Source organism: Alteromonas sp. ABD4_190, assembly GCF_056160105.1.
This window is the reverse complement of record NZ_JBSWWN010000001.1, coordinates 3,762,526-3,787,386: the sequence shown is the minus strand read 5'-3', so window position 1 is coordinate 3,787,386 and position 24,861 is coordinate 3,762,526. Positions and strand designations below refer to the sequence as shown.

Annotated in this window: 23 protein-coding genes and 1 tRNA gene; 12 read left to right on the top strand and 12 right to left on the bottom strand. The window is 44.0% G+C overall.

From position 1 onward, the window contains the following. Window position 1 precedes the first annotated feature (1 nt). The 4 genes from ACXAFM_RS16585 to cynS all read left to right on the top strand — a co-directional run bounded on the left by ACXAFM_RS16585 (window position 2) and on the right by cynS (window position 5,925). On the top strand, window positions 2-2,068 hold the full coding sequence (locus tag ACXAFM_RS16585; protein ID WP_474835348.1) for a transglutaminase TgpA family protein: 2,067 nt from the start codon (window positions 2-4) through the stop codon (window positions 2,066-2,068). A 493-nt stretch (window positions 2,069-2,561) separates the two neighbouring features. Continuing rightward, window positions 2,562-3,410, top strand: coding sequence for a formate/nitrite transporter family protein (locus tag ACXAFM_RS16580; RefSeq protein ID WP_179982984.1), 849 nt, complete (start codon window positions 2,562-2,564; stop codon window positions 3,408-3,410). Between the two features lie 169 nt (window positions 3,411-3,579). After that, on the top strand, window positions 3,580-5,457 hold the full coding sequence (locus ACXAFM_RS16575; RefSeq protein ID WP_474835346.1) for a bifunctional protein-serine/threonine kinase/phosphatase: 1,878 nt from the start codon (window positions 3,580-3,582) through the stop codon (window positions 5,455-5,457). Window positions 5,458-5,475: 18 nt separating this feature from the next. Next, window positions 5,476-5,925 (top strand): cyanase, encoded by a 450-nt coding sequence (gene cynS / locus ACXAFM_RS16570; RefSeq protein WP_474830986.1) that lies wholly within the window; start codon window positions 5,476-5,478, stop codon window positions 5,923-5,925. 115 nt (window positions 5,926-6,040) lie between these two features. Here cynS and fusA read toward each other — a convergent pair whose 3' ends face one another. From fusA to ACXAFM_RS16545, 5 genes are all read right to left on the bottom strand, one after another. After that, window positions 6,041-8,128, bottom strand: a complete 2,088-nt coding sequence (gene fusA / locus ACXAFM_RS16565; RefSeq protein WP_474830984.1) for an elongation factor G — start codon at window positions 8,126-8,128, stop codon at window positions 6,041-6,043. A 183-nt stretch (window positions 8,129-8,311) separates the two neighbouring features. Beyond that, window positions 8,312-9,409, bottom strand: a complete 1,098-nt coding sequence (gene rlmM / locus ACXAFM_RS16560; RefSeq protein ID WP_474830982.1) for a 23S rRNA (cytidine(2498)-2'-O)-methyltransferase RlmM — start codon at window positions 9,407-9,409, stop codon at window positions 8,312-8,314. Continuing rightward, window positions 9,402-9,914, bottom strand: coding sequence for a DUF423 domain-containing protein (locus ACXAFM_RS16555; RefSeq protein WP_474835344.1), 513 nt, complete (start codon window positions 9,912-9,914; stop codon window positions 9,402-9,404). Before ACXAFM_RS16555 ends, rlmM begins: the two co-directional genes overlap by 8 nt. A gap of 42 nt (window positions 9,915-9,956) precedes the next feature. Beyond that, window positions 9,957-10,607, bottom strand: coding sequence for an alpha/beta family hydrolase (locus ACXAFM_RS16550; protein WP_474835568.1), 651 nt, complete (start codon window positions 10,605-10,607; stop codon window positions 9,957-9,959). Between the two features lie 70 nt (window positions 10,608-10,677). Further along, window positions 10,678-11,580 (bottom strand): transcriptional regulator GcvA, encoded by a 903-nt coding sequence (locus ACXAFM_RS16545; RefSeq protein ID WP_474830978.1) that lies wholly within the window; start codon window positions 11,578-11,580, stop codon window positions 10,678-10,680. Between the two features lie 216 nt (window positions 11,581-11,796). Between ACXAFM_RS16545 and ACXAFM_RS16540 the strand changes: the two genes are divergently transcribed. Further along, window positions 11,797-12,075, top strand: a complete 279-nt coding sequence (locus ACXAFM_RS16540) for a hypothetical protein (RefSeq protein WP_136781123.1) — start codon at window positions 11,797-11,799, stop codon at window positions 12,073-12,075. 61 nt (window positions 12,076-12,136) lie between these two features. Here the strand turns inward: ACXAFM_RS16540 and kdsA are convergent, their stop codons facing one another. The 6 genes from kdsA to hemA all read right to left on the bottom strand — a co-directional run bounded on the left by kdsA (window position 12,137) and on the right by hemA (window position 18,603). Beyond that, on the bottom strand, window positions 12,137-12,991 hold the full coding sequence (kdsA, locus tag ACXAFM_RS16535) for a 3-deoxy-8-phosphooctulonate synthase (RefSeq protein WP_474835342.1): 855 nt from the start codon (window positions 12,989-12,991) through the stop codon (window positions 12,137-12,139). A 20-nt stretch (window positions 12,992-13,011) separates the two neighbouring features. After that, window positions 13,012-13,377, bottom strand: coding sequence for a SirB2 family protein (locus ACXAFM_RS16530; RefSeq protein ID WP_474830973.1), 366 nt, complete (start codon window positions 13,375-13,377; stop codon window positions 13,012-13,014). Window positions 13,378-13,634: 257 nt separating this feature from the next. Further along, a complete protein-coding gene (locus ACXAFM_RS16525; protein ID WP_474835340.1) occupies window positions 13,635-15,200 on the bottom strand; it encodes a DUF3369 domain-containing protein in 1,566 nt (521 codons plus the stop codon). A gap of 151 nt (window positions 15,201-15,351) precedes the next feature. Continuing rightward, a complete protein-coding gene (gene prmC / locus ACXAFM_RS16520) occupies window positions 15,352-16,191 on the bottom strand; it encodes a peptide chain release factor N(5)-glutamine methyltransferase (protein ID WP_474835338.1) in 840 nt (279 codons plus the stop codon). Between the two features lie 36 nt (window positions 16,192-16,227). After that, window positions 16,228-17,313, bottom strand: a complete 1,086-nt coding sequence (gene prfA, locus ACXAFM_RS16515; RefSeq protein WP_474835336.1) for a peptide chain release factor 1 — start codon at window positions 17,311-17,313, stop codon at window positions 16,228-16,230. A gap of 15 nt (window positions 17,314-17,328) precedes the next feature. Then, window positions 17,329-18,603 carry a glutamyl-tRNA reductase gene (gene hemA, locus ACXAFM_RS16510; protein ID WP_474830965.1) on the bottom strand — a complete coding sequence of 425 codons (1,275 nt, stop codon included), beginning with the start codon at window positions 18,601-18,603 and terminating at the stop codon, window positions 17,329-17,331. Window positions 18,604-18,734: 131 nt separating this feature from the next. On the opposite strand from hemA, the gene lolB reads away from it, so the two are divergent. The 4 genes from lolB to ACXAFM_RS16490 all read left to right on the top strand — a co-directional run bounded on the left by lolB (window position 18,735) and on the right by ACXAFM_RS16490 (window position 21,317). Then, a complete protein-coding gene (gene lolB, locus ACXAFM_RS16505) occupies window positions 18,735-19,361 on the top strand; it encodes a lipoprotein insertase outer membrane protein LolB (protein ID WP_474835567.1) in 627 nt (208 codons plus the stop codon). Further along, window positions 19,361-20,227, top strand: a complete 867-nt coding sequence (gene ispE, locus ACXAFM_RS16500; protein WP_474830961.1) for a 4-(cytidine 5'-diphospho)-2-C-methyl-D-erythritol kinase — start codon at window positions 19,361-19,363, stop codon at window positions 20,225-20,227. Before lolB ends, ispE begins: the two co-directional genes overlap by 1 nt. A gap of 33 nt (window positions 20,228-20,260) precedes the next feature. After that, window positions 20,261-20,336: transfer RNA gene (locus ACXAFM_RS16495), tRNA-Gln, on the top strand. Between the two features lie 33 nt (window positions 20,337-20,369). After that, on the top strand, window positions 20,370-21,317 hold the full coding sequence (locus ACXAFM_RS16490) for a ribose-phosphate pyrophosphokinase (protein ID WP_012517998.1): 948 nt from the start codon (window positions 20,370-20,372) through the stop codon (window positions 21,315-21,317). A gap of 75 nt (window positions 21,318-21,392) precedes the next feature. Here the strand turns inward: ACXAFM_RS16490 and ACXAFM_RS16485 are convergent, their stop codons facing one another. Next, the gene (locus ACXAFM_RS16485) at window positions 21,393-21,698 is read right to left on the bottom strand and encodes a hypothetical protein (protein WP_474835334.1); all 306 of its coding nucleotides are present in this window, start codon (window positions 21,696-21,698) and stop codon (window positions 21,393-21,395) included. Window positions 21,699-22,304: 606 nt separating this feature from the next. Between ACXAFM_RS16485 and ACXAFM_RS16480 the strand changes: the two genes are divergently transcribed. The 3 genes from ACXAFM_RS16480 (at window position 22,305) to ACXAFM_RS16470 (ending at window position 24,858) form a co-directional block, all read left to right on the top strand. Further along, entirely contained in the window at window positions 22,305-22,760 is a 456-nt protein-coding gene (locus ACXAFM_RS16480) for a ribose-phosphate pyrophosphokinase (protein WP_474835332.1), read from the top strand. A 129-nt stretch (window positions 22,761-22,889) separates the two neighbouring features. Further along, window positions 22,890-23,891: an NADPH-dependent aldehyde reductase Ahr gene (ahr, locus tag ACXAFM_RS16475; protein ID WP_474835330.1), complete on the top strand. Its 1,002-nt coding sequence runs from the start codon at window positions 22,890-22,892 to the stop codon at window positions 23,889-23,891. Window positions 23,892-24,225: 334 nt separating this feature from the next. Continuing rightward, on the top strand, window positions 24,226-24,858 hold the full coding sequence (locus ACXAFM_RS16470; protein ID WP_474830953.1) for a 50S ribosomal protein L25/general stress protein Ctc: 633 nt from the start codon (window positions 24,226-24,228) through the stop codon (window positions 24,856-24,858). Window positions 24,859-24,861: the final 3 nt, after the last annotated feature.

Genomic DNA, 24,861 nt, shown 5'->3' with positions numbered 1-24,861 from the left:
CATGAATGATGTTTTGCTAAATCGCCTGTCACAACTTTCTGTTTTTAGGAGCGCACTAAGCCAGCCTAATTCAATGGCAATACTCGTGCTTAGCCTTGCGTTTTCACTAATTCTATTTACGTTAACTGCGCCTCTAATGTTATGGGTACTGATGTTAGGTGGGTGCGCTGTTATTGTGAGAATTGCAGGCCTTAGTACGCTGCAAAAGTTACCAACCTCTCGTACGGTTAATTTACTTGCTGTACTCGCCATGTTCGCCTTGTCTTGGTTCGGCTTGTCGGTAGGTCTGCTGGACAGCATGATCAATTTACTGGCGGTAGCGAGCGCACTCAAAGTTATGCAGGTAGAAAAGAAACGAGATTTTCACCTGCTGATATGCACTTGTCTATTTTTGATTGGTTGCGGTTTTATTTCCTCACTCAGCGTATTTGCATGGGTTGGCTACACCGGAATATTAGCGCTGCTGTTAATCGCCACCGCCCTGTATCACGGCGCTGGCTTTCCTATCGCGCAATGCGCCAAATTTGTCGCGGTGCTTATTGTTCAAGCCCTACCTATTGCGCTGCTGTTGTTTTTATTGTTACCTCAACTCCCCCCGCTTTGGCAAATGCCTACATCAAAGTCAACAGAAACAGGGCTCTCCGATACAGTAACACCAGGTGATATAGCGTCGCTTGCCAGTTCCTCTGACTTAGCATTCAGTGCTACGTTTGACAATGTCAGTGAGATCCCAAGTGCACAATCTAGGTACTGGCGCGCAATGACACTAGAACACTTCGACGGGAAAACCTGGTCTATTAGCGATAAGCGCAAGCAAGCAGAACAACAGTTGGCGTTCCTAGATAGAGAGACACCGTTATCCTTGTTGGCTGAAAACGGTAGCTCTCAGGTAATAGACTATCAATTGATTGTTGAGCCCACGCAACAAACATGGCTATTTGCTTTAGAACCGTCGTCTCCCAACAACCGCGAAAATAACATTTCTGTAAGCACGCTTTTTGATTACACCTTGCGTGCAAATACCCCTATCTCAAGTAAAAAAGCCTTTTATTTACGCTACTTTCCAGGCGCCCAAATCACCAATGGAATTGGAGACTTTGAATCGCAGCTGAATCTTCAACTATCCACAAATGGTAATCTTAAAGCTAGAGAGTGGGGGCAAGCACTGGCGAAGCAATATACAAACATGCAAGCGCGAGTGCACGCAGTAATGCGAGAATTCAGTCAAGGTGGTTTCCGCTACACCCTGTCTCCAAACGCTATGCCTGTAGATCCAATTGATAATTTCTTGTTCGAGCAACGCGCTGGATTTTGCGCGCATTATGCAGGTGCAATGGTATATGTCCTTCGTGCAGCCGGGGTGCCTGCAAGAATGGTAACTGGCTATCAAGGCGGGAGTGCACTTAACGACAACGTGCTTCAAATAAGACAATACGATGCCCATGCATGGGTAGAAGCGTTAATTAATGGTGTGTGGGTGCGTTTCGACCCTACAAGTATGGTGGCGCCATCACGCTTAACCTTTGGTCTTGAACAAGCACTAGAAGAACTAGGGGAATCACGTCAAACAACTATTTTGCGCGAAATTGGCAATTCTGCTTTATTTGCTACCCTGCAAGGCTGGTTTCAGCAACTAGACTATTCATGGAGCAAATGGGTGCTGGGCTTTGATAATGCAGCCCAGACCAATATGCTCGAGGAGCTATTAGGCGCACTGACTCCGCAAAAAATGCGTGCAGTATTTTTATCGGCGCTTGGGCTAATTGGGCTCATATTAGCGCTATACTTTTTACCCAAAAAACAAACGAGCCACTTGTCGCCTTCTTATCGCATATTACTAAAAGCGATAAAACTTGTAGAAACAAAGACTGGGGTACATAGAGATAATAAAACCTTATCAGCCTATATTAATGAAACCAGCGCTTTTTTATCCCCGCATGCAGCTAAGGCCTTTAAACAACTGTGTGAGCTATTTGAACATGAGCATTATGCAAAGAGGAATCAAGGTTCTGATAGACATGTAGCCATGAAGCTTCAATTAAAAACACTCAAACAGTCACTCAAATAAAGAGCCTGGCTAAAAGCGTTAGTGTGCTTGTGAAATAGATAGCGACATTGCACCTTAAACATTCACGAACCCACCTTTTTAGTGCAAATGGCTGATATTTTCACCGAGGCCACTTTTCACCCTGCCAAAAAAATAACATTAACATTTTGTTTTATATGATTTTTTCGACACCATTGTTAATTTTTCATCTGTTGGCACTTTTTTGGCTACTCTTTTGTTGTTTTAAAACCATAGATAGTAAAAGTTCGAAGCGATGGCTGCTATGAATTATTGCTTAAGAACTTTAGTGTACAAAGGCGTACACATACATAGCGTTTTAAAAAATTACATCAGATAGCTACTACAATGCACAATTTTTGGACAAAGGCGTCCCCAGTTCTCTCTAACGAGAGTGCTGCGGACGCCTTTTTTTGATCTGCAAGAGCGCATGTAGATGGCTAACTTTCGGAACACAACTGGCAACTTATTAATAACGACAACGTGAGGTGAAACCATGGCTTATCTTCTCCCCGCTGAGTTTGCGACCAAAATGGTAGATGCAGGTGAAGCGAAGATTTATATGTCTACACGAGATACTCTAATACGCGCTTATATGGCAGGTGCAATTTTGGCACTCGCTGCCGTTTTTGCAATTACCATAGCCGTTCAAACTGGCATTTTCCTGCTAGGGGCCGTGCTCTTCCCAGTTGGCTTTTGTATGCTTTACCTTATGGGTTTCGACCTTTTAACCGGCGTGTTTGTATTAACGCCGCTAGCATGGCTTGCTCAGCGCCCAGGGGTTACGCCAAAACAGATATTGAGAAACTGGGGCTTAGTCTTTTTAGGTAACTTCGGCGGTGCTCTGACCGTTGCCTTTATGATGTCGTTTATTTTTACCATGGGATACAACGTAGATGGCGGCGCGATTGCGACCAAGGTTGCCAGTATTGGCGAAGCCCGAACGTTAGGCTATGCAGAGCATGGCGCAGCCGGCTGGTTCACCATTTTCATCCGCGGCATGCTATGTAACTGGATGGTGTCACTAGGTGTTGTAGGAGCGATGATCTCAACCCACGTAAGCGGTAAGGTGTTGGCTATGTGGATGCCCATCATGCTGTTCTTCTTCATGGGTTTTGAACACTCTGTGGTAAATATGTTCCTTTTCCCATTTGGTCTTATCATGGGCGGTGATTTCTCTGTTATGGATTACTTCATCTGGAATGAAATTCCAACAGCATTAGGCAACTTGGTAGGCGGCTTAGCATTTACCGGCCTTACGCTTTATACCACCCATGTGAAGACATTGCCAAAACGTACAATCCCTGTTGATAAAGCAGCGGCATCTCAAACGCTACCTATCTAATCAAGCTATTTATCTAAACCGCCATCACGACATGAAGCTTTATATTAAGTCGTGATGGCAACATTCTTTCCTATTTTAAAGTAAGTCGATAGCCCAATGTCCAGGTAACAAGGTAACAAGGTAACAAGGTAACAAGGTAACAAGGTAACAAGGTAACAAGCCATTGAATATGAATAAGCAAGCAGCGCTACAAACATCGAACTACTCGCTACCTTGCACACTTTCAGTAAGTGCTTTTTCAACACCTGGCGTTAAAGACATAAACCAAGATGCTTACACCTACCATGTGTCTTCTAATGAGCTAACTCAAAGTAGTATTTTTGTGGTTGCTGACGGTGTCAGCAGTAGCACGGTAAGCCAGGTTGCCAGCGATTTTGCTACCCGTCAGTTTATTAAGCTGTTTAGCATAGCGCCTGAACAATGGACGGTTAAAACCCGTGCCGAAACCATTATCAAAGAAATTAATGCACTACTTTATACCCGAACGCAGAAAAGCGCTTTTTGCTACACCCCAGAAAAAGGCTATGTGTGCACACTTTCGGTAGCAATCGTAACTGGTAATCACCTAGACGTATTTCACGTTGGAGATAGCCAAATTCAGGTTGTTACAAGCGACGCTAAAGACCCTATTTTGCTGACGCGTGCTCACCGACAAGCATCAGATAGTGAACCTTCGCAAACTTACCTTGCTAATGCGTTGGGCGTGAAAGCAAACATCGATATTGACCATACTGCATTAACTATAACCTCACCAAGTACCATTGCGATAAGTACCGACGGCGTTTATGAATTCGTCGCGCTGCCGAGCATACTCAATAAAATAAATAATGCCAATACGCTATCTGAAAACCAAGCTGCATTAGTTGTACACGAGGCGTTTAACAATGGAAGCGACGATAACCTCACCCTTCTACTTATAAAAGTCGAGTTCGGTGACGTTAATGGTAGTGGTGATATTGATGGTGAACAAAGCTTGATCTCGGCTGTTGCAGATATAGATAGCAACTGTCACGGCGTATCTAATGCAGTCGGCTATAACGATGGTAAATTACCACCAAAGACTACCGGCGAGTTAGCGTTTGCCGAACTTAAAACTGGTGATGAAATAGATGGCTTTAAATTAGAGCGACAGCTCTATACCTCTGCGCGAAGCCATGTGTTTATCGCCTCGCGACGCAGTTCATCCGTTGCAAACCCAAATGATACTGTGGTTGTAAAAACACCAGCCACTGACTTTTCTCAATCACAGGAAATGTTAAACGGTTTTCTAATAGAGAATTGGTTTTTAAGGCGGGTCGACTCACCCCATATTGTAAAAAGCCCCACTTTTACGGAGTTGGGTTATCAAAACACACCCACAGCCTTTTACAGCGTGAGTAGCTATGTGCAAGGGCAGACCTTGGCACAGTGGTCTATTGATAACCCTACACCTTCATTAGAGCAAGTTAGGAATATTGTTGAGCAGGTCAGCAATGGATTACAGGCAATGCATCGCCAGGGCATTCTTCACAGGGATATACGCCCCGACAATATTATCATCAGCGAACACGGTCATTGTACCCTTATCGACCTCGGGTCAGCAGCCCTAAAAAATGCCCCTAGCCTTTATAGTGATTCGCCTATTCCTGGCGCAGCACTCTTTGCTGCACCAGAATACTTTTTAGGAAACGTAGGCAGCGAGCGCTCAGATTTATTTTCCTTAGCCGTACTCACTTACTACCTTTTATGTGGTCGTTATCCCTACCACACTAAGCTTGCCCACTGTCGCACTTTTGCTGAACAGAAAAAACTAAAATATGAGACGGCGTTAGATCCTAAACGTCCAATACCTTCTTGGGTTGATAGTGCGCTAAAACGTGCTTTACACATAAACCCTGACAAACGCTACTCTTCGCTTTCAGAGTTTATTTACTCGCTGCGCTACCCTAATCCTTCAGAGCACACAACGTATCAGCCCTTAGTAAAACGCCATCCACTTTTTGTCTACAAAACACTAATACTGGTCCTTATTTTTAGCAACCTAATAACGCTCATTTTATTTAATTAACCCGTTGAGGAACTACTAATGATTACATCAAGAACACAAGTTACCGACATGATCCAATCAGCCAAAATTCTAAAAGGCATAAAGTGGAGTCAGATAGCTGAAGTTGTTGGCCAGTCAAAAGAATGGAGTACCGCAGCCTGTTTAGGTCAGATGGCCATGACAAAACAACAAGCAGAAGCGGTAGGCGAATTACTTGGGCTTACCGACGAAGCGATTGCGTGGCTTCAAATCGTACCTTACAAAGGCTCATTACCCACAGAAGTACCTACCGACCCGCTTATTTATCGCTGGTATGAACTCGTAAATGTATATGGCACTACCTTAAAAGAACTTATTCATGAAGAGTTTGGCGATGGCATCATGAGTGCCATTGATTTTTCGATGGATTTACAGCGTGAGAACGATCCTAAAGGCGACCGCGTTAGCGTAGTTATGTCTGGGAAGTTTTTGCCGTACAAAATGTACTAAAGCCATTTACTAGAGCCCTGCGCTGTTGGCATAAAAAAAGCCGGTCGAATGACCGGCTTTTTGTATTTCTTGAAGCGTTAGCTAGCACAAGCCAGCTAACGTTCGCAAAGGCTAATTACTTAGCAGCTTTACGTGCTTTCGCTTCTTCAATTACTTTGTCAGCTACGTTCTGAGGACATGCTGAGTAGTGGCTGAATTCCATAGAGAACTGACCACGACCAGATGTAATAGTACGTAGGTGACCGATGTAACCAAACATCTCAGATAGAGGTACGTCAGCCTTGATGCGAACGCCAGTAGCGCCAGCTTCTTGGTCTTTGATCATACCACGACGACGGTTAAGGTCACCGATTACGTCACCAACATTGTCTTCTGGGCTGAATACGTCAACTTTCATCACAGGCTCAAGAATTTGAGGACCTGCTTTTGGCATTGACTGACGGAATGCACCTTTAGCTGCAATTTCGAACGCGATTGCTGATGAGTCAACTGCGTGGAAACCACCGTCGTATAGCTCAACTTCAACGTCTAGTACTGGGTAACCAGCTAGAGGACCTACTTCCATCATACCTGCGAAACCTTTTTCGATTGCAGGGAAGAATTCTTTAGGTACGTTACCGCCAACAACAGTAGATGTGAACTTGAAGCCAGAGTTAGTTTCGCCTGGCTTGATGCGGTAATCAATCTTACCGAACTGACCAGAACCACCAGACTGCTTCTTGTGCGTGTAGCTGTCTTCAACAGGTAGCGTGATAGTTTCACGGTATGCAACCTGTGGCTGACCAACTTCTAGCTCAACGCCGTAAGTACGCTTCAAGATGTCTACTTTGATATCAAGGTGAAGCTCACCCATACCTTTAAGGATGGTTTCGCCTGAATCTTCGTCAGTTTCAACTTGGAAAGATGGATCTTCTGCTACTAGTTTACCGATAGCGATAGACATCTTTTCGTTAGCGCCTTTGTCTTTTGGCTTAACAGCAATCGAGATTACTGGCTCAGGGAAGATCATTGGCTCTAGTGTACAAGGGTTCTTCGGATCACATAGTGTGTGACCAGTTTGAACATTCTTCATACCAACAACAGCTAGGATATCACCAGCTTGTGCAGAAGTAAGTTCAGTACGTTCGTCAGCGTGCATCTCAACCATACGGCCGATACGCTCAGTCTTACCAGTTGCACTGTTAAGAATAGTGTCGCCTTTGTTTAGTTTACCAGAGTAGATACGGATAAACGTAAGGGCACCGAAGCGGTCGTCCATGATTTTGAACGCAAGCGCACGGAATGGCTCGTCAACAGATACTGTTGCAACTTCGCCAGTAGGCTCACCAGTCTCTTCATCTGTAAGAGGCTGTGGGTCTACTTCTGTTGGAGAAGGTAGGAAGTCGATAACTGCGTCAAGAACTAGCTGAATACCTTTGTTCTTAAATGCAGAACCACAGTATGTTGGGAAGAACGCTAGGTCACGAGTACCCTTACGGATACAACGCTTGATGTCTTCTAGAGACGGCTCTTCGCCATCCATGTAAGCCATCATTAGGTCGTCGTCTTGCTCAACAGCAGTTTCGATTAGTTGCTCACGGTATTCGTTAGCTTTCTCAACCATATCTTCTGGGATATCTACTACTTCGTAGTTCTCAGGAAGGCCTGAGTCGTCCCAGATATATGCTTTCATGTCTAGAAGGTTTACAACACCTTTAAACTCGTCTTCGATACCGATTGGAAGTGTCATTACTAGTGGGTTAGCAGCAAGTACTTTCTTAACTTGGCCAACAACACGGTAGAAGTCTGCACCCATACGGTCTAGTTTGTTAACGAAAATACAGCGTGCAACGCCAGATTCGTTAGCATAACGCCAGTTAGTTTCTGACTGAGGCTCAACACCGCCAGAACCACAGAATACACCGATACCGCCGTCTAGTACTTTAAGTGAACGATATACTTCAACTGTAAAGTCAACGTGTCCCGGAGTATCGATGATGTTCATGCGATGATCTTTCCAGAAACAGGTTGTTGCCGCTGACTGGATGGTAATACCACGCTCAGCTTCCTGCTCCATGAAGTCAGTTGTTGATTCACCATCGTGAACCTCACCAGTTTTATGGATTTTACCAGTAAGCTTCAAGATACGTTCTGTTGTGGTAGTTTTACCCGCGTCTACGTGGGCGAAAATACCAATGTTTCTGTATAAAGATAAGTCTGACATTAGTTCACTTTCATTGGTTCAGAGTAAAAAAACGGCTGGATTATAAAGGATTTCTATACCAGATTTACACCTTTTTTAGCATAAACCTTAAATTCGCTTGTCAAAATCCGCGCCAGCATCAATTCTTTTCTATAAGTATCAATAACTTAATATGTTATGACACTTTTTTGAAAAATAACAAAATCACACCTCATCAGCTGAAGTGCGAACAATTGTTACTGTAACTTCATCTCTGTCGTGGTAGAGATGCCTAACCTTAACCGCGAATGCATCATCTAAGGCATTTAAACGGCTATTTAGCAACGCCATGGCTTCGACTACAGTTTCATAGCGTTGTTTCATAGGTAGCTTTAAGTTAAAAATGGCGTGGGTCGCCCAGTGCTTGACCAGCCAATCCCCCATCAATTTCGCTACTCTATCGGGTTGCTCTATCATATCACAGACAAGCAGATCGACGCGACCAAATTGTGGTCGATAAGTAAACCCGTCTGCTGCGTGATGTTCAACCAACCCGGTACTCATTAAACTATCGGCAACCAGTCCATTATCGATAGCTTCCACATACATGCCGCGCTTCACCAATTGATAGGTCCAGCCGCCAGGGCACGCCCCTAAGTCAACCGCACGACCACCGCTTCGAAGTACTTTTGTTTGCTGAGTGGCACTCAGCATGTTTACAAGTGCATCTTCGAGTTTAAGCGTAGACCGGCTAGGCGCATCACTAGGAAATTTCAATCGGCAGATACCCAAGTGATCACGACTTGCGTGGCTAGGTAATGTATAGCCAATATGACAAATTTCAAATGACTCAAAGAAAATATGCAGCTTAGGTTTACCTAAATTTTCTTTTGCAGTGAGCCACCCCGCCTTCCTTAACGCTTGGCGAAGAGGTACGGTAAATTTACGGCAAAACTTAGCGAGGGTTTTCCCATCTTCGGTATCAGGGTACTCCACGTCGATGGCACCAAATATAGAGAACGGCTTTTCTACTTCTTTTAGTGCTTCAAGTACCTGCCCCACTCTATCTTCTTTTTCCACTTCAGTTAACGTGGCAAAAACGGCCACTAACTGGCGAGGAAAGATGCTGTCGTGAACAGTAAACTGAGTAATGGTTTGCTCTAATTGCGAAGCATCGTATAAATGGTAGTGCACAAAGCCACTATTTTTCTTTGACACAGGATAACCGTAGCACTGAGCTTCACCGTATCTCGACGTGAGCTCATTCGCCGTGTCATTTTCATACCCCGGCCGGCAATAGCCTAAAATACTAGCATTAGACATTACCTGCTCCTTTGTTTTTGTCCGTTATTTCGGCTTGCGCCATGTGTTTAGCATTTGTCCGGTCTAAATTAGATAAGTTTTGCTGTGCGCTTTCGTTCTCTTTATATCGTCCCACAAGCAAACCAATCATTAATAAAGTCCACCCAGTGATAAAGAATAGACCGCCCAATGGGGTAACTGGACCAAACCATTTAATACCGCTGATGGCGAGCGCATATAAACTTCCACTAAACAATACCGTACCGGTAACAAAACAAAACGCCGCGCGATTAACCCACTTCGATGAGACATAAGCAGACAGAGCGGGCAATAGTATCAAAGCTAACGCGTGATACATTTGGTAGCGCACACCTATTTCAAATGTATTGAGTTGCTGTGCACTTAATATACTTTTTAAACCATGTGCGCCAAACGCGCCTAGCACAACCGCTAAGCCTGCAAGCGCCACTCCAATGACAAGATAAGGTTTAGCAAGGCTAGTAGGCTTAAGTTTTTCGTTACTCATTAATTTAATCGTTCGCTTTCATTTCAAATGTTGTTTTGAATATCAACTAGACAGATTGCGGGTTATGAACGCCGCAGTTAATTCAGCAGCTTTAACAATATGCTCTTGTTGGGTTTTACCACTGGCCTTTCTTGGTTTGAAGCTGTGGTCACCGTCTTCTAAAAATACGCACTCAATAGTTGATGGTAGCGCGTAGTTCTTTTCACCACTTTCAATCTCATTTCTAGTACCAAAAGTATCTCTTTCCCCCTGGATAATAAGCAGAGGTTTCGCTGCTGTTAGCAAGTGTTCTGTGCGGGTTTTCTCCGGCTTACCCGGGGGGTGAAATGGGTAGCCCAGCGCTATTGCGCCTTTTACGTTACTTATACCTTCATACACCATGGTGGCCATTCGCCCGCCCATAGATTTTCCGCCGATGAACACAGGTAAGTTATGCAGGACACTGTTATCTTTACTGCAGGTTTCAATTACCGCAGTAAAGTGTGACATGAGTTTGTCGGCCTTATCAGGAGGTCTGCGCTTACCAGTAGCTTTAATGGTTTGCATATAAGGGAAATTGAAGAGCACCGTAGATATGTTTTGAGCAACAAGTTCGTTTGCCATGTCTTGCATGAACTCATGCTCTTTACCCGCACCAGCGCCGTGCCCAAGTATTAAGCATGCAACGGGTGATTTGGCATCGTGCACTTCCATATCGAAAACAACGTCATTTGCACACGTTTGTGTATTGGTTTGCGTATTACTTTCTTTTAATTTAGCCATACTACAACAAATCCTCTTGCTCAGCTTCAACCAGCGCTAAGATCCAGTCTCTAAATGCTGCAATCTTTCCTAATTCAGCCTGTGACTCTTCACATACTAGATAAAACGCATCGCGACTCTCTACCCGTTCTTCAAACGGCATAACTAGCCTTCCCGCTTCAATTTCTGGCCTAGCGAGTACTGTGTTACCCAAGGCAATGCCTTGACCAAGTGCCGCTGCCTGTAAAACTAGCATGGAGTGACTGAACACCGGGCCTTGGTTAACATTTACGCCAATTACACCCACGTGCTTCAACCAATTTTTCCACGCAGTACGGCTTAAGTCGTGAAGCAACACGTGGTGTCGTAAGTCAGACAAACTAGAAAGAGGCTTAGGTCCTTGAAAAAGCATAGGTGAACATAGCGGCGTTAAAAACTCTCGGTGCAGCTGATCAGCCTGTAGCCCTGCCCAGCGGCCTTTACCGTAATATATGGCAACGTCCACATCGTCTTCTAAGAAACCTTCGTCGAAATCTACGGCTTTTATGCGTACGTCAATATCTGGATGGGCCAAACTAAATTTATGAATACGGGGTACCAACCATTGGCTAGCGAAACTCGGTGGCATAGCTACCGTGATAGCACCTTTACTGCCCTTCGCAAGTAGCCTTTCTGTCGCGTCTTGTAAGTTTTTGAAGATATCTTTTAACTCCAAGAAATACGCCTGCCCTTCTTCGGTAAGAAGCAAAGTTCTATTTCTTCGAAGAAATAACTTCATGGATAAGAAATCTTCAAGCGCTTTTATTTGATGACTCACCGCTGCTTGAGTAACAAACAGTTCATCAGCTGCCTTGGTAAAGCTCAAATGGCGCGCGGCCGCTTCAAACGACTTTAAGGCATTAAGAGGGGGTAAACGTCGATGCATAGTTTGTTTTGAATCCAGTGTGACCGAAGCATGACAAATTCATTAGTTTTTCTAATGACAACCCATACTTTTACTCGTTTTATTTTTCACCACCAGCTGACTATAATTTACCCGAAATTAAGAAAGAGTATTTAATTTCAGTACATTATGATGATTAAATGTTAATCATTTTAACATTCATCAACAAATTTTTAATTATTTTTATTAGGTGTGAAAATGAAAAAATTACTTTTAGCTAGCGTTTCTGTAATGGCTTTCGCAAGTGCTGCTGCAAATGCTAACGCACAACCAGAAAAGATCAATCTACAATCGTTAATCAATACTGCAATGACAAGCGTAAAAATGGCTGAAGTATTGCCAGAAAACGATGCTCACATTGTTGTTAAAAAGCAATCAAAGGCGATTTTAGCTGAAGAGATCCAAGTTCAGCTTCACAAAAACTTATTAGCAATGGCAAAAGGTGAAGAGCGCGTAAACGTTTCTGAAGCGGAATAAGCAACTCACACACCTGATACGCATGCCGGTGCTAGCACCGGCATACGCCATCAATACATGCTTAGGTATTGCTTGTATCTAACGCGTCAAAACCTTTCACTAACTCGTCTAATGCTTTCATCTGCTGTAAATAAGGCTCTAATTTAGCCAACGGTAATGCACAAGGGCCGTCACACAAAGCTTCATCAGGGTTAGGGTGTGCTTCAATGAATAAGCCTGCTAAACCTAACGCCATACCACTTCTTGCTAGCTGTGCCGCTTGCGCTCTACGACCGTCTGCAGACGTAGCACGGCCACCAGGCATTTGAAGTGCGTGAGTCGCATCAAATATTACCGGAGCGTATTCTTTCATAGCGTCCATACCTAACATATCTACAACTAAGTTGTTGTAGCCAAAGCAACTGCCGCGCTCGCATAGAATAACGTTGTCGTTACCTGCTTCACCTAGCTTTCCAATAATATGGCGCATTTCATGTGGTGCTAAGAACTGAGGTTTCTTTACGTTAATTACGGCACCTGTTTTTGCCATTGCAACAACAAGGTCGGTTTGGCGTGCTAAAAAGGCAGGTAACTGAATAACGTCAACCACTTCGGCGACAGGTGCCGCTTGATAGGGTTCGTGTACATCTGTGATAAGTGGAACGTTAAAGGTCGACTTAATTTCTTCAAAAATACGCAGCCCTTCTTCCATGCCAGGCCCACGGTAAGAAGTCACCGATGAACGGTTCGCTTTATCAAATGACGCTTTGAAAACGTACGGAATATTAAGCTTTTGCGTTACTTCAACATAGTGCTCAGCAATACGCATAGCAAGTTCGCGAGACTCTAGTACGTTCATGCCGCCGAACAGAACGAACGGCAAGTGATTGGCAACCTCGACGTTACCTACATTAATAATCTGTTTAGATTCAGACATTATTTATTTCCAATTAAATCTTAAAAAAGAGGTTGTTTGGTTACAGCAACCATGGCCGTTGCCATAAGCACAACAAGTGCTGCAACGAAAAAGCTCCATTTGCCTAACGCGGTTTTGGCTTTTTTCAATGCAAATAATCCAAACACGATGTACAACACTACACCGATAACTTTGAATGTAAGCCAGGCATTAACCAAAGGATATTGAGATAAAATGAAGCATAGCCAGATTGCACTGGCCAACAGCACGGTATCAATGATATGAGGGAGAATTTTAACCCATTTTTTGCTGAGTGCTGTTGCGTCGAATTGGCTCCAAATAAACCGAAAGACAAAGAATAAAATGCTTAAGCCAACGGCGGTTAAATGAAGGTGTTTTGCCATCATGTACATAGTATTTTCCTATTCTTATTAGATATTAAGGCAGCTTCTAGCTACTTTAGCACATGAGCTAACTAGCAAGTTTAACAACTCAACGTCTTTTTCGCTGTGCTGTAGCAAAATGAAGTTCAATAACCTAAATATACTGGCTTTGAATTCAAAAAAAACAGGTGCCTTTGAGCACCTGTTTTCTTTCAACTTTTTTAGCGCATAAAACCTTATTGTAACGCATAACCCATCGTAAATAACGGGGCAACGCGTTATTACTTTGCATCAGGATATTGAGCTTGTATTGCTAGAAAGGCTGGAAGGTCGTTTAGCAAACACTGGACTAAATTCGGGTCAAAGTGCTTACCACTTTCCTCTTTTAATACCGTCTCAACCTTGTCAACTGTCCATGCTGGCTTATAAGGCCGTGCGTTTAATAGCGCATCAAATACATCAACCAAGGTCGCGATACGGCTTTTTATATCAATTTCTTCGCCTTTAAGCCCATCGGGATACCCTTTCCCATCCCAGCGCTCGTGGTGTTGCTTCGCTAACATTGCTGCAAGCTGAATTGTGGGCCGGCTTGAATCTCGCAAAATTTGATACCCAAATTCAGCGTGCTGACGTATTTTAAACACTTCTTCTTCAGTTAACGGTGTCGTTTTGTGCAAAATAGACTTTGGCACTATAGACGTACCAATATCATGGAGTGGTATGGCAAGACGCAGTGCGTGAGTATCTTGCTCGTCTAGCCCGACCTTTTCCGCCAACAGTTGCGCCATTTCAACCATTCTTGTGAGGTTATTTGACGCATTTGATTCATGCTCTAATGCTCGACCTAAGCGCTCAATAATTTCCTTTTGCGTCGCTTCAACATCAACGGTTTTAAGAACATTGTCAAAAGCCAGTTGAACACTGTCTGAAAAGCGCTTTACCAGATGGCGATCATTATCACCAATTCTTCTGGGCAAGCCCGACAAATACAACAGTGCACCGTCGTGCGTTTTGCTGTTGCAGTAAGCCACCACGTGATCTTCTGCATATACAATCTGTTTATCGCGCATTGCCTGTGCACATAGTGCATATTCTTCTGCACTAATCGCATCTTTTAGTGGTACACCTTCTTTACTGGCATATTCGCCATTACCAGCAAAAACATATAATTCGTCGTCACCCAGCGTGTTGTTGCTGGTATTAATAGTGCGCGATGTAGTTGCTACCGCAGTAGTAATATAAGCAGCGTCCTTTGAACAGCCCAAAATAGATGCAAGCTGTTGAATGATGCCCTGCATGAATTTTTCGAGAGAACGTGAAGAAAACAAATCAACAGATGCATCAATGATCTTTTCAAGACCGCGCCTGTTTTCTTCTATAACAATAATATCGCGATAAGAGCGCAGAGCAGCAATAATAACAGTGAATAGTTTTTGTGCAGTTAGTTCGGTTTTAGATTTATAGTCATTGATGTCGTAGTTAATGATGACATCTTTTTCTGGCGCTTGGCCGGGTTGACCGGTGCGTAAAATAATGCGAGTGAAGTGATTATCGAGTTCGTTGCGAATGTAGTCTGCCACTTGAAGGCCGGCATCATCGGTTTCCATGACTACATCGAGCAACACAACTGCTATATCGTCATGGGTTTTAAAAATAGATTTGGCTTCCTCACCGCTATAGGCACTTACGAACTCTAATGTTTTACCATTTAAGCTAAAGTCATTTAGCGCCAACTTGGTAACGGCGTGCACTTCAGGTTCATCATCAACGATAAGTACTTTCCAGCTACCCAGATCATCCACTTCATTTTCATCGTCGTCTTCTGCGAAAAGAAAGTCATCGTTCATCTGGTACGTCCTGTCCTGTAAGAGATTGTTTAAATTGGCGCTTTTTAGTCTTCTTTGATGCTAGATAAATACTAATGCAAAACTAAATATAAGCAAGTTTGCAACTAAAAATCGGTACTACAGGTTGTTTGATTTTTTAGGTGGTTTCGACCTACTGCCACTGCCCTAGCGTTACACGGTCGTTGTCGCCGTAGTCCTTAACGGTTTTGACGTTCGCAAATCCCGCGTCTGCGAGCAAAGCGTTAACTGCCGGCCCTTGGTCAAAACCGTGTTCGAAGGCTAACAAAGCCCCTTTATTGAGATATTCAGGCGCATTCTTGATGATGTGTTTTATATCGTCCAAGCCATCGTGACCCGAGGTTAAGGCTGTTTTCGGTTCAAAACGCACATCGCCTTCGTCAAGATATGGGCTGGCTTCTTCGATATAAGGTGGGTTTGAAACAATAATGTCGAAGGTTTGACCTGCCAGTGCGCTAAACCAATCACTTTGCACAAAGCGGGCATTGGTTAAGTTGTTAGCTTGTGCATTGCGAGTAGCAAGTTTTACCGCTCCCTGCTGGAAGTCCACACCAGTAACTGACGCTTCAGGTAATTCGCTTGCTAACGCCAGAGCAATAGCGCCCGTGCCTGTTCCTAAGTCGCAGATTGATAGAGGATGAGCTAGATGTTCATTGGCCCAGTTAAGCACTTGCTCAACCAGCACTTCAGTATCAGGGCGCGGTATTAAAGTATCCGGTGAGGTAAATAGTGATAAGGTCCAGAAATCGCGCTTGCCGATAATATAAGCAACAGGCTCACCCCGCCTTCTTTTTGCCACTGCAGCTGCAAACTGGGTCTGCTCAGTGTCATCCAGGCTTTTATCTGGCCATGTGAACAAATAGGTTTGAGACTTACCTAGAATATTTGCCAGCATAACTTTGGCATCAACAGAGGGTGACTCACCACCCTCTAGTTGTTCAACCGCCCATGCTAGGGCGTCATCTATTCGCATTATCTTTTTTAACGCTATTTTTGCTGCAAGACGAATTTACTCGTCAGAAAGCGAGGCTAACAAGTCAGCCTGATGTTCTTGCAAAATCGGATCGACGAGCTGTTTTAGATCCCCTTCTATTACTTCATCTAAACGATAGATAGTTAGGTTGATACGGTGATCAGTAACGCGACCTTGCGGGAAGTTGTAAGTGCGAATACGCTCTGAACGGTCACCACTACCGACTAAGCTCTTACGGGTAGAAGCTTCTTCAGCCGCGCGCTTTTCTTCTTCAATTTGGTTTAAACGCGCTTGAAGTACTGACATAGCTTTAGCACGGTTTTTGTGCTGTGAACGTTCGTCCTGACACTCTACAACCAAGCCTGTTGGCAAGTGAGTAATACGAATAGCAGAGTCAGTTTTGTTAACGTGCTGACCACCTGCGCCCGATGCACGGAAGGTATCGATACGAAGCTCAGCCGGGTTGATTTCGATAGCTTCAGACTCAGGGATTTCAGGCAATACTGCAACAGTACATGCAGAGGTGTGAATACGACCCTGTGATTCGGTTTCTGGTACACGCTGTACGCGGTGACCGCCCGACTCGAACTTGAGCACACCATAAACGCCATCACCACTAACGTTAGCAACCACCTCTTTATAGCCGCCATGTTCACTTTCGTTGGCATTCACCAACTCAACACGCCAACCGCGGCTTTCTGCGTAACGGCTATACATACGGAATAAATCGCCTGCAAATATTGCCGCTTCGTCACCACCGGCCCCTGCGCGAATTTCTAAGAAGCAGTTGTTGTCATCGTTAGGATCTTTTGGCAGAAGTAACACCTGAAGCTCAGTTTCAAGGCGCTCAATTTCTGCCTTAGCTTCTTTCATCTCTTCTTGTGCCATTTCACGCATTTCAGCATCGTCTTCGTTCAGCATTTCCTGTGCTGAACTTAAGTTTTCTTGCGCTTGCTGGTATGCATTAAAGCCAGTAACGACATCTTCTAGCTGACTGAACTCTTTTGACAAGTTGCGAAACTTCTCTTGGTCGCCGATAACATCAGGGTCACCGAGTAACGCCTGAACTTCTTCGAAACGCTCGACTAAGTGTTCGAGTTTCCTAACTACCGACTCTTTCATATGCTTCTTATTACCTTATTTATTATTGTCTGACGAAAAATCAGATAAATCTAATGCCTGTCCCATCCAACGGCTTAACGCCGGGTCATCGTGCATGGCAGCTTCGCGTAACGCGAGGGTTGTTGAATGCAACAGCGTATTGGTTAGTTTATACGCCATTTCTTCTAATACCGCTTCGGCATTTTTACCTTCCGCTAATTGCGCTTTGGCTTTTTCCACAATATCGTCACGCTGCGCCATGCCTTTCTGGCGATACTGTCTTACTAAATCTATGGATTGCTGCGACTGTTTCCATGTCATATAGTCGCCAGCTTGCTTGTCGATAAGCTTTTCCGCTTCTTTTGCAGCTTGCTCGCGGTTTTCTAAATTCTTTTGAACAATATGTTGTAAGTCATCGACGGTGTAAAGATAGGCATCCCCTAGCTCGTTTACTTCTGACTCTATATCTCGCGGTACTGCCAAATCGACCAAAAACATAGGCATGTTTCTGCGCTGTTTAAGCGCTTTTTCCACCATGCCTTTGCCAATTAAGGGCAGTTGGCTAGCGGTAGAGCTTATCACGATATCAAAATCTTTTAAGTGCTCTGGTACTTGCGACAAGGTAAACACGCTTGCATCTAGCGTTTCGGCTAAAGCCTCTGCTCTGGCTACCGTTCTGTTTGCTACGGCTAAACAGCTTACCCCCTGCTCTTTCAAATGCTGAGCAACTAACTCAATAGTTTCACCAGCACCTACTAGAAGCACAGAACGCTTAGGTAATTCGGCGAAGATATGCTTGGCAAGCTGCACGGCGGCGTAAGCCACGCTTACAGCGTTTGCCCCGATATCAGTTTCACTGCGAACGCGTTTCGCTACTGAAAAAGTATGTTGGAACAACTTATCAAACTCGCTGCTCACCATTCCCGAATGCTTAGCATCGCCAAACGCCTGCTTTACTTGCCCTAGTATCTGAGGCTCACCTAAAATAAGTGAATCAAGGCCACTGGCTACGCGCATAATATGCTTTACCGCTTCGTCTTGCGCGAGCACATAGCTGTTACTAGCAATCTCTTCTACATCTAAGTGGTGAAAGTCACTTAGCCATTGTAGAAGCTTTTGACCCGTATCGTCCTGCGTGTTGACGTAAAGTTCGGTGCGGTTACAGGTCGATACAATGACAGACTCGTCTATGCCGTTCAGCTTTTTTAAACTCGCAAGCGCTTCTACCAGAGAATCTGGTGTAAAGGCCACTTTTTCGCGAAGTGCTACTGGAGCTGTTTTGTGGTTAATACCAAGGGCGAGTAAAGTCATTAAAATCTGTGCTGGCAACGTCGGAGCGGCATTGTACGAAAAACCCAAAATGATTGAAAGTGTTGGTGAAACTGTGTTCCCATAATGTCACAACTAAATGTGTCTTATTTTTATACGGGTATGTTGCCTTGATGATTCGCTTATTTTCCTTATTGTTTGCCGTTTGCTTTTTATTAAGTGCATGTACGACCGCTCCGAAAGGCCCAGAAAATGCGGTAAACCTTACCGCACAACTCGAAAAAGTGGCTGAAGTCCACCAATGGCAAATGCGAGGAAAAATTGCCTTTCGCCGAGGAAAAGAAGCGGCCAGCCTAAATTTAGTCTGGAAAAACGATTCCGGCGATTTCGATTTTCGATTAACAAATTTCTTAGGAGTAAGTCTAGTTAATCTAAACGTGAACAAAAACCAGTCAGTATTAGAGGCTGACGGCGAAACATACGTTGATGCCCTACCGGAACCACTTATTTATCAGATTACGGGAATGGTAATTCCGGTTAAACCACTGTTGTCTTGGGTAAAAGGTTTACCGCTAGACGGTGACAAATTCACCCTAACTGAAAAAGGGTTGGTTAATACCCTAGAGAGCTATTGCCAAGGTTGCCGCAATTGGCAAGTCGCTTATGGCAACTACGGTAGTGTTGAGCTAGATGATGGCACATCTGTATGGCTGCCTCACAGCATAACGCTTACTCAAAACGAAACGCCGGAAATGCCTCAAACTCAGCTTAAAATTAAAATTTATCAGTGGACTCTGTAGTGAACGCACCTGAATCAACGCAAAAAGATTGGTGGCCTTCCCCTGCCAAACTAAACCTGTTTTTACACATTCTTGGCCGCTACGACAACGGCTATCACCAGCTTCAAAGTCTGTTTCAAATGCTGGATTACGGCGATGCGCTCGCCTTTGACATAAGCACAGGCGATACAAGTATTCGCATGGAAACACCACTGGATGGCGTACCAGACGATGACAATTTAATTGTAAAAGCAGCACGACTGCTGGCAACAAAAACAGAATGTAATAAAGGTGCCGTTATTTCGCTAGACAAGCGCCTTCCTATGGGAGGCGGCATTGGGGGCGGTTCATCTAATGCAGCAACAACCCTAGTTGCGCTTAATCATTTATGGAACACGGGGCTAAGTGAAGATGAACTGGCTGAACTTGGGTTATCTTTAGGCGCTGACGTACCTATTTTTGTGCGAGGCCTTACAGCATTTGCAGGAGGTGTGGGAGAAGAGATAACGCCCGCACCTCAAAAAGAAGTGTACTATCTTGTGGCAAACCCTAATGTGCATGTGAGTACGGCTGAAGTGTTTACTTCTCCCGATTTACCCAGAAATACACCAGCGATGCGTTGGGAAGACTATAAATTTGAAAAAACTTGGAATGATTGTCAGCAATTAGTCGCGAATCGCTATCCTGAAGTTGCAAAATTATTACAGTGGTTGGTACACTACGCACCGTCGCGAATGACGGGCACAGGTGCTTGCGTATTTGCCACTTTTTCTGACTACACTTTAGCCAAGCAGGTTAAGGCTCAAATGCCTGAAGCCTGGCAGAGTTTTGTCGCAAAAGGTGTGAATCGCTCACCACTATTAGACAAATTAGAACAACAAAAATAGCGTGTACGCCACATCGGACAAGAACTTAAAAATTGGGGTATAGCCAAGTTGGTAAGGCAGCGGGTTTTGATCCCGCCATTCGTAGGTTCGAGTCCTGCTACCCCAGCCAAACCTCTTTTATCAACGCACTGAGGAACCACTTGTGCCAGATATGAAGCTCTTTGCAGGTAATGCCGTACCAGAACTTGCCCAGAAAGTTGCCGATCGCCTCTATACCAAACTTGGAAATGCCAAAGTTGGCCGTTTTAGTGACGGTGAAATCAGCGTAGAAATTCATGAAAACGTCCGTGGCTCGGACGTTTTTATTATCCAGTCTACGTGTGCGCCTACTAACGATAACCTTATGGAACTTATTGTGATGATCGACGCACTACGTCGCGCATCAGCTGGTCGTATTACAGCAGTAATTCCTTACTTTGGTTATGCACGCCAAGACCGTCGTGTTCGTTCAGCTAGGGTGCCAATTACTGCGAAAGTAGTAGCTGACTTCCTGTCTAACGTTGGTGTTGACCGCGTACTTACTATCGACCTACACGCCGAACAGATTCAAGGTTTCTTTGATGTTCCGGTGGATAACGCATTCGGTACCCCTATCCTTCTTGCTGACATGGTAAGACGTGACTTTGCCGACCCTGTAGTCGTCTCTCCTGACATTGGTGGTGTTGTGCGTGCACGTGCTACTGCAAAACTACTTAACGACACCGACCTTGCTATTATCGATAAACGTCGCCCTAAAGCGAACGTGGCTCAGGTAATGAACATTATTGGTGACGTTAAAGACAGAGACTGCATTATTGTTGATGACATGATTGATACAGGCGGTACGCTTGCAAAAGCAGCAGAAGCGCTTAAAGCACATGGTGCTCGCCGTGTTTATGCTTACGCGACTCACGCTATTTTTTCGGGTAACGCTGCAAACAACCTTAAAGAGTCTGTTATCGACGAGATTATCGTTACTGACTCAATTCCATTAAGTGCGGATATGAAGCAAATCGGAAAAGTAAAACAGCTTACTTTATCTGAGATGCTTGCTGAAACCATTCGTCGCATTAGCAACGAAGAGTCTATTTCAGCAATGTTTGAGTACTAACTCACACTAAAAAGCGAGTGAGACAATGCATTTCAATAGCATTGTTTCACTCGCTTCTTTTATACGAAGTATTGATTAATTATCAATTTCGTCTTCTTCGTCTTCGGGCATGTCTACGTCTACAACAGGTACTTCAACTTCCTTAGTCTCTGTTCTCACATCAACATCTACCGTATCGACGTCATACTCAGGCAACTCTCCGCCCTCAACGTCAACGTCTGGCATTTGCCCATCATCGGTTTTCTTTACTTCATACTCAGGAAGCTCACCAGACTCAACGTCAACATTAGGCATTTCGCCATCTTCAGTCTTGTTCACGTCGCATGCACTTGCCGCTAGTGCCAAGCTCGATACTGCAAAAATTTTAGTTAAGTGCTTCATTTTCTCTCCTTAAAAACGTTGCTTTTGATAATCCCCACATAAATTTATGGAGGTTACCCTCGCTGTGTAATACATCGATTGTGGGCTAGATGAATAAAACCCGCTCGCTGTTATTACATAAGTCAATAGTTATGAAGCAGGGTCTGTGCCAACTGACTTGAAACGTCTTTTTAGCCAAATGTGTGAAACTATTATGAAATCTATTTCACTCTTAGTGGTTAAGAAAAAGCGAGACTCTATCCACAATGCTAAATCCTAAGGCGAACATTATCAGATACCTATTAAACAGCGGCTTAGGTTCACTTAATAAACTTTTCGCAGGTAGGTTTTAATAGATTAGATAAAGCCTAAACTTTTCTCCGAAAATTCCTCTCGTTTTTGAAAAGCAAATACATTGTTCCCATAGACAGACTGCAAGTATTTGTTTAATGATGTAAAAAATATGTATAGGTTTCTGCGTTTTTTGTAGAAATTACTTAAACACCATGGAAGACTGTTAAGCAAAGCTTTAATCGGTAGAAGCCAAAAATTATGCACTGCTGCACACTTGGCTCAAGTGAGCGCTAACCATCAAACACTGCTCTTGTTTAATAGAGGAACATAAGAATGAAAAACAATCGACTAAAACTCGCACTCATATTCACTTCTGCACTTACACTTATCGCTTGCTCTTCAGAAGAAGAGACTAAGGACGTCACAATGGTAGATAAAGAAACGCAAATGGAAACCAAAACGGAATCTATGCCTAAAGAATTGGTTGCAGAGCCTGTTACACAGGCTGAAGCAGTTGAAGATAATGTCAAAGGCGAAGTGACCATGAAAGGCAGCATTATATACAAAGACCTAGAAGGCGGTTTCTATGCATTTATCGCCGAAAGCGGCGACCGTTATACGTTGCATGGCCTAGACGAAACTTATCAAAAGAATGGACTTGTTGTTGAATTAGAAGGCACACCTAAACCAGATATGATGACCTTCACCCAATTCGGCACCGTACTTCAAGTGTCAAGCGTTAAGGTGCTTGATACCAGCAAAGTTATTGATAACCTTCAAACACAATGATCATGCTTTACGCGAAATAAGTAGCAAATAACACATTTATCTAAATTACATAATTTGTGTTTTTAAGCAGCGAATAACTTTTGCTCTCGCGCTAGTGGTACATACCAAGACTTAAAAGGATGATCATTGATGATTAATGCATATGCAGCTAAAGAAGCAGGCGGAAAGCTGGAAAAGTTTCAGTACGACCCCGGCGAGCTTGCCTCGCATGACGTTGAAATAGATGTTGAAAGTTGTGGTATCTGCCACAGTGATTTAAGCATGCTCGACAATGAATGGGGCATGACCGAGTACCCTTTTGTGCCGGGTCACGAGGTGGTAGGTACTGTTTGTCAAGTGGGCAAACATGTCACCTCTCTTAAAGTAGGGCAGCGTGTGGGTCTCGGTTGGCATTCAGCCTATTGCAATAGCTGTAGAACCTGCGAGGAAGGCGATCACAATCTTTGTGCTGACGCGACTATGACTATCGGTGGTCGCCACGGCGGATTTGCAGATAAAGTGCGCGCCCAAGCCCGTGCAGTTATTCCCCTTCCTGATACAATCGACAGCACAAAAGCAGGTCCTCTGTTTTGCGGCGGCATTACTGTATTCAACCCTCTTGTTCAGTTTGGCATTAGCCCAGCGAGTGAAGTTGGAGTTATCGGTATTGGTGGTCTAGGGCACCTGGCTTTGCAGTTTTTAAACGCGTGGGGATGTAAAGTAGTCGCGTTTACTTCAAGCGAATCTAAGCAAAAGGAAGCGTTAGAGCTAGGTGCATCAGATACTATTAATAGTCGTGATGAAAACGAGATAAAGAAAGCACGCGGTCGCTTCGACCTGATTATTTCAACCGTTAATGTAAAGCTAGACTGGAACCTGTATCTATCTGCATTGGCGCCGAAGGGTCGACTTCACTTTGTTGGAGCTACCCTTGAGCCTCTTGATATAGGTGCGTTTAATTTAATTGGTGGTCAAAAAAGCGTATCAGGTTCACCTGTAGGTAGCCCAGCAACCATCAAAACCATGCTAGATTTCGCAGCCCAGCATAATATTGAACCCGTTACCGAAACTTTTAAGTTTGATAATGTAAATGACGCTATTGACCGGTTACGAGAAGGCAAAGCCCATTACAGGGTTGTGCTGACCAAATAAGCGATAACGCTTAAGACTTCAACATCCAATAGTGAAACCAGAGTAGATAGCTCGGATGGAAATCTGTCTATACTTTTCTTGATTAAAGTAAAAACGCGCTTTTGCGCGTTTTTAATTTTAGTTGTGCCAATTTTATATTTACTCTCTTCGATTTTAATCTGTGTTGGCAATTGTATGTTGTAGTAGGTGGTGTTAGAATTCGCCGCCCTTGAATTTTGGGTTGATGATTTATTGTGCGCATGAAAGTATTTTCAAACGTGATAAGCATCAAATTACAGTGGGTTTTGGTCGCAAAAACCCACATCATTAGACTTATATTTTTTGGAGACAGACAATGTCTGAAGCAAATTTCAAACTAGATGCTTCTGTTCGTACAGACCTAGGGAAAGGTGCGAGCCGCCGCCTACGTCGCGAAGATAAGCTTCCTGGTATCATCTACGGTGGTGAAGAAGCACCAGTTTCTATCACACTAGATCACAACAAAGTAAACAACTCTGCTGACTTTGAAGCGTTTTACTCTCACGTTCTTGAACTAAACCTTGACGGTAAAGTTGTTGAAGTTCTAGTTAAAGACATGCAGCGTCACCCGTACAAGCCAAAGATCATGCACATTGACTTCCAACGTGTTATCGCTGGTCAAGACGTTCACACTAACGTTCCAATTCACTTCGTAAACGAAGAAGCTTCTGCTGCTGTTAAAGCTGGCGGTATCGCAGAGCACCACGTAACTGAAATCGAAGTTACTTGTCAGCCTAAAGATCTTCCTGAGTTCATCGAAGTAGATATGGCTGGTGTTGAGATGGGTCAAACGCTACACCTTTCTGACCTAACTCTTCCGGCTGGCGTTGCTTCAGTAGAACTTGCTAAGAACGACGAAGCTCACGACCTAGCAGTTGTGACTGTTAAGCCTGCTCCTAAAGCGGCTGATGCAGAAGAAGACGGCGAAGAAGAAGCTTCAGAGGAATAATCC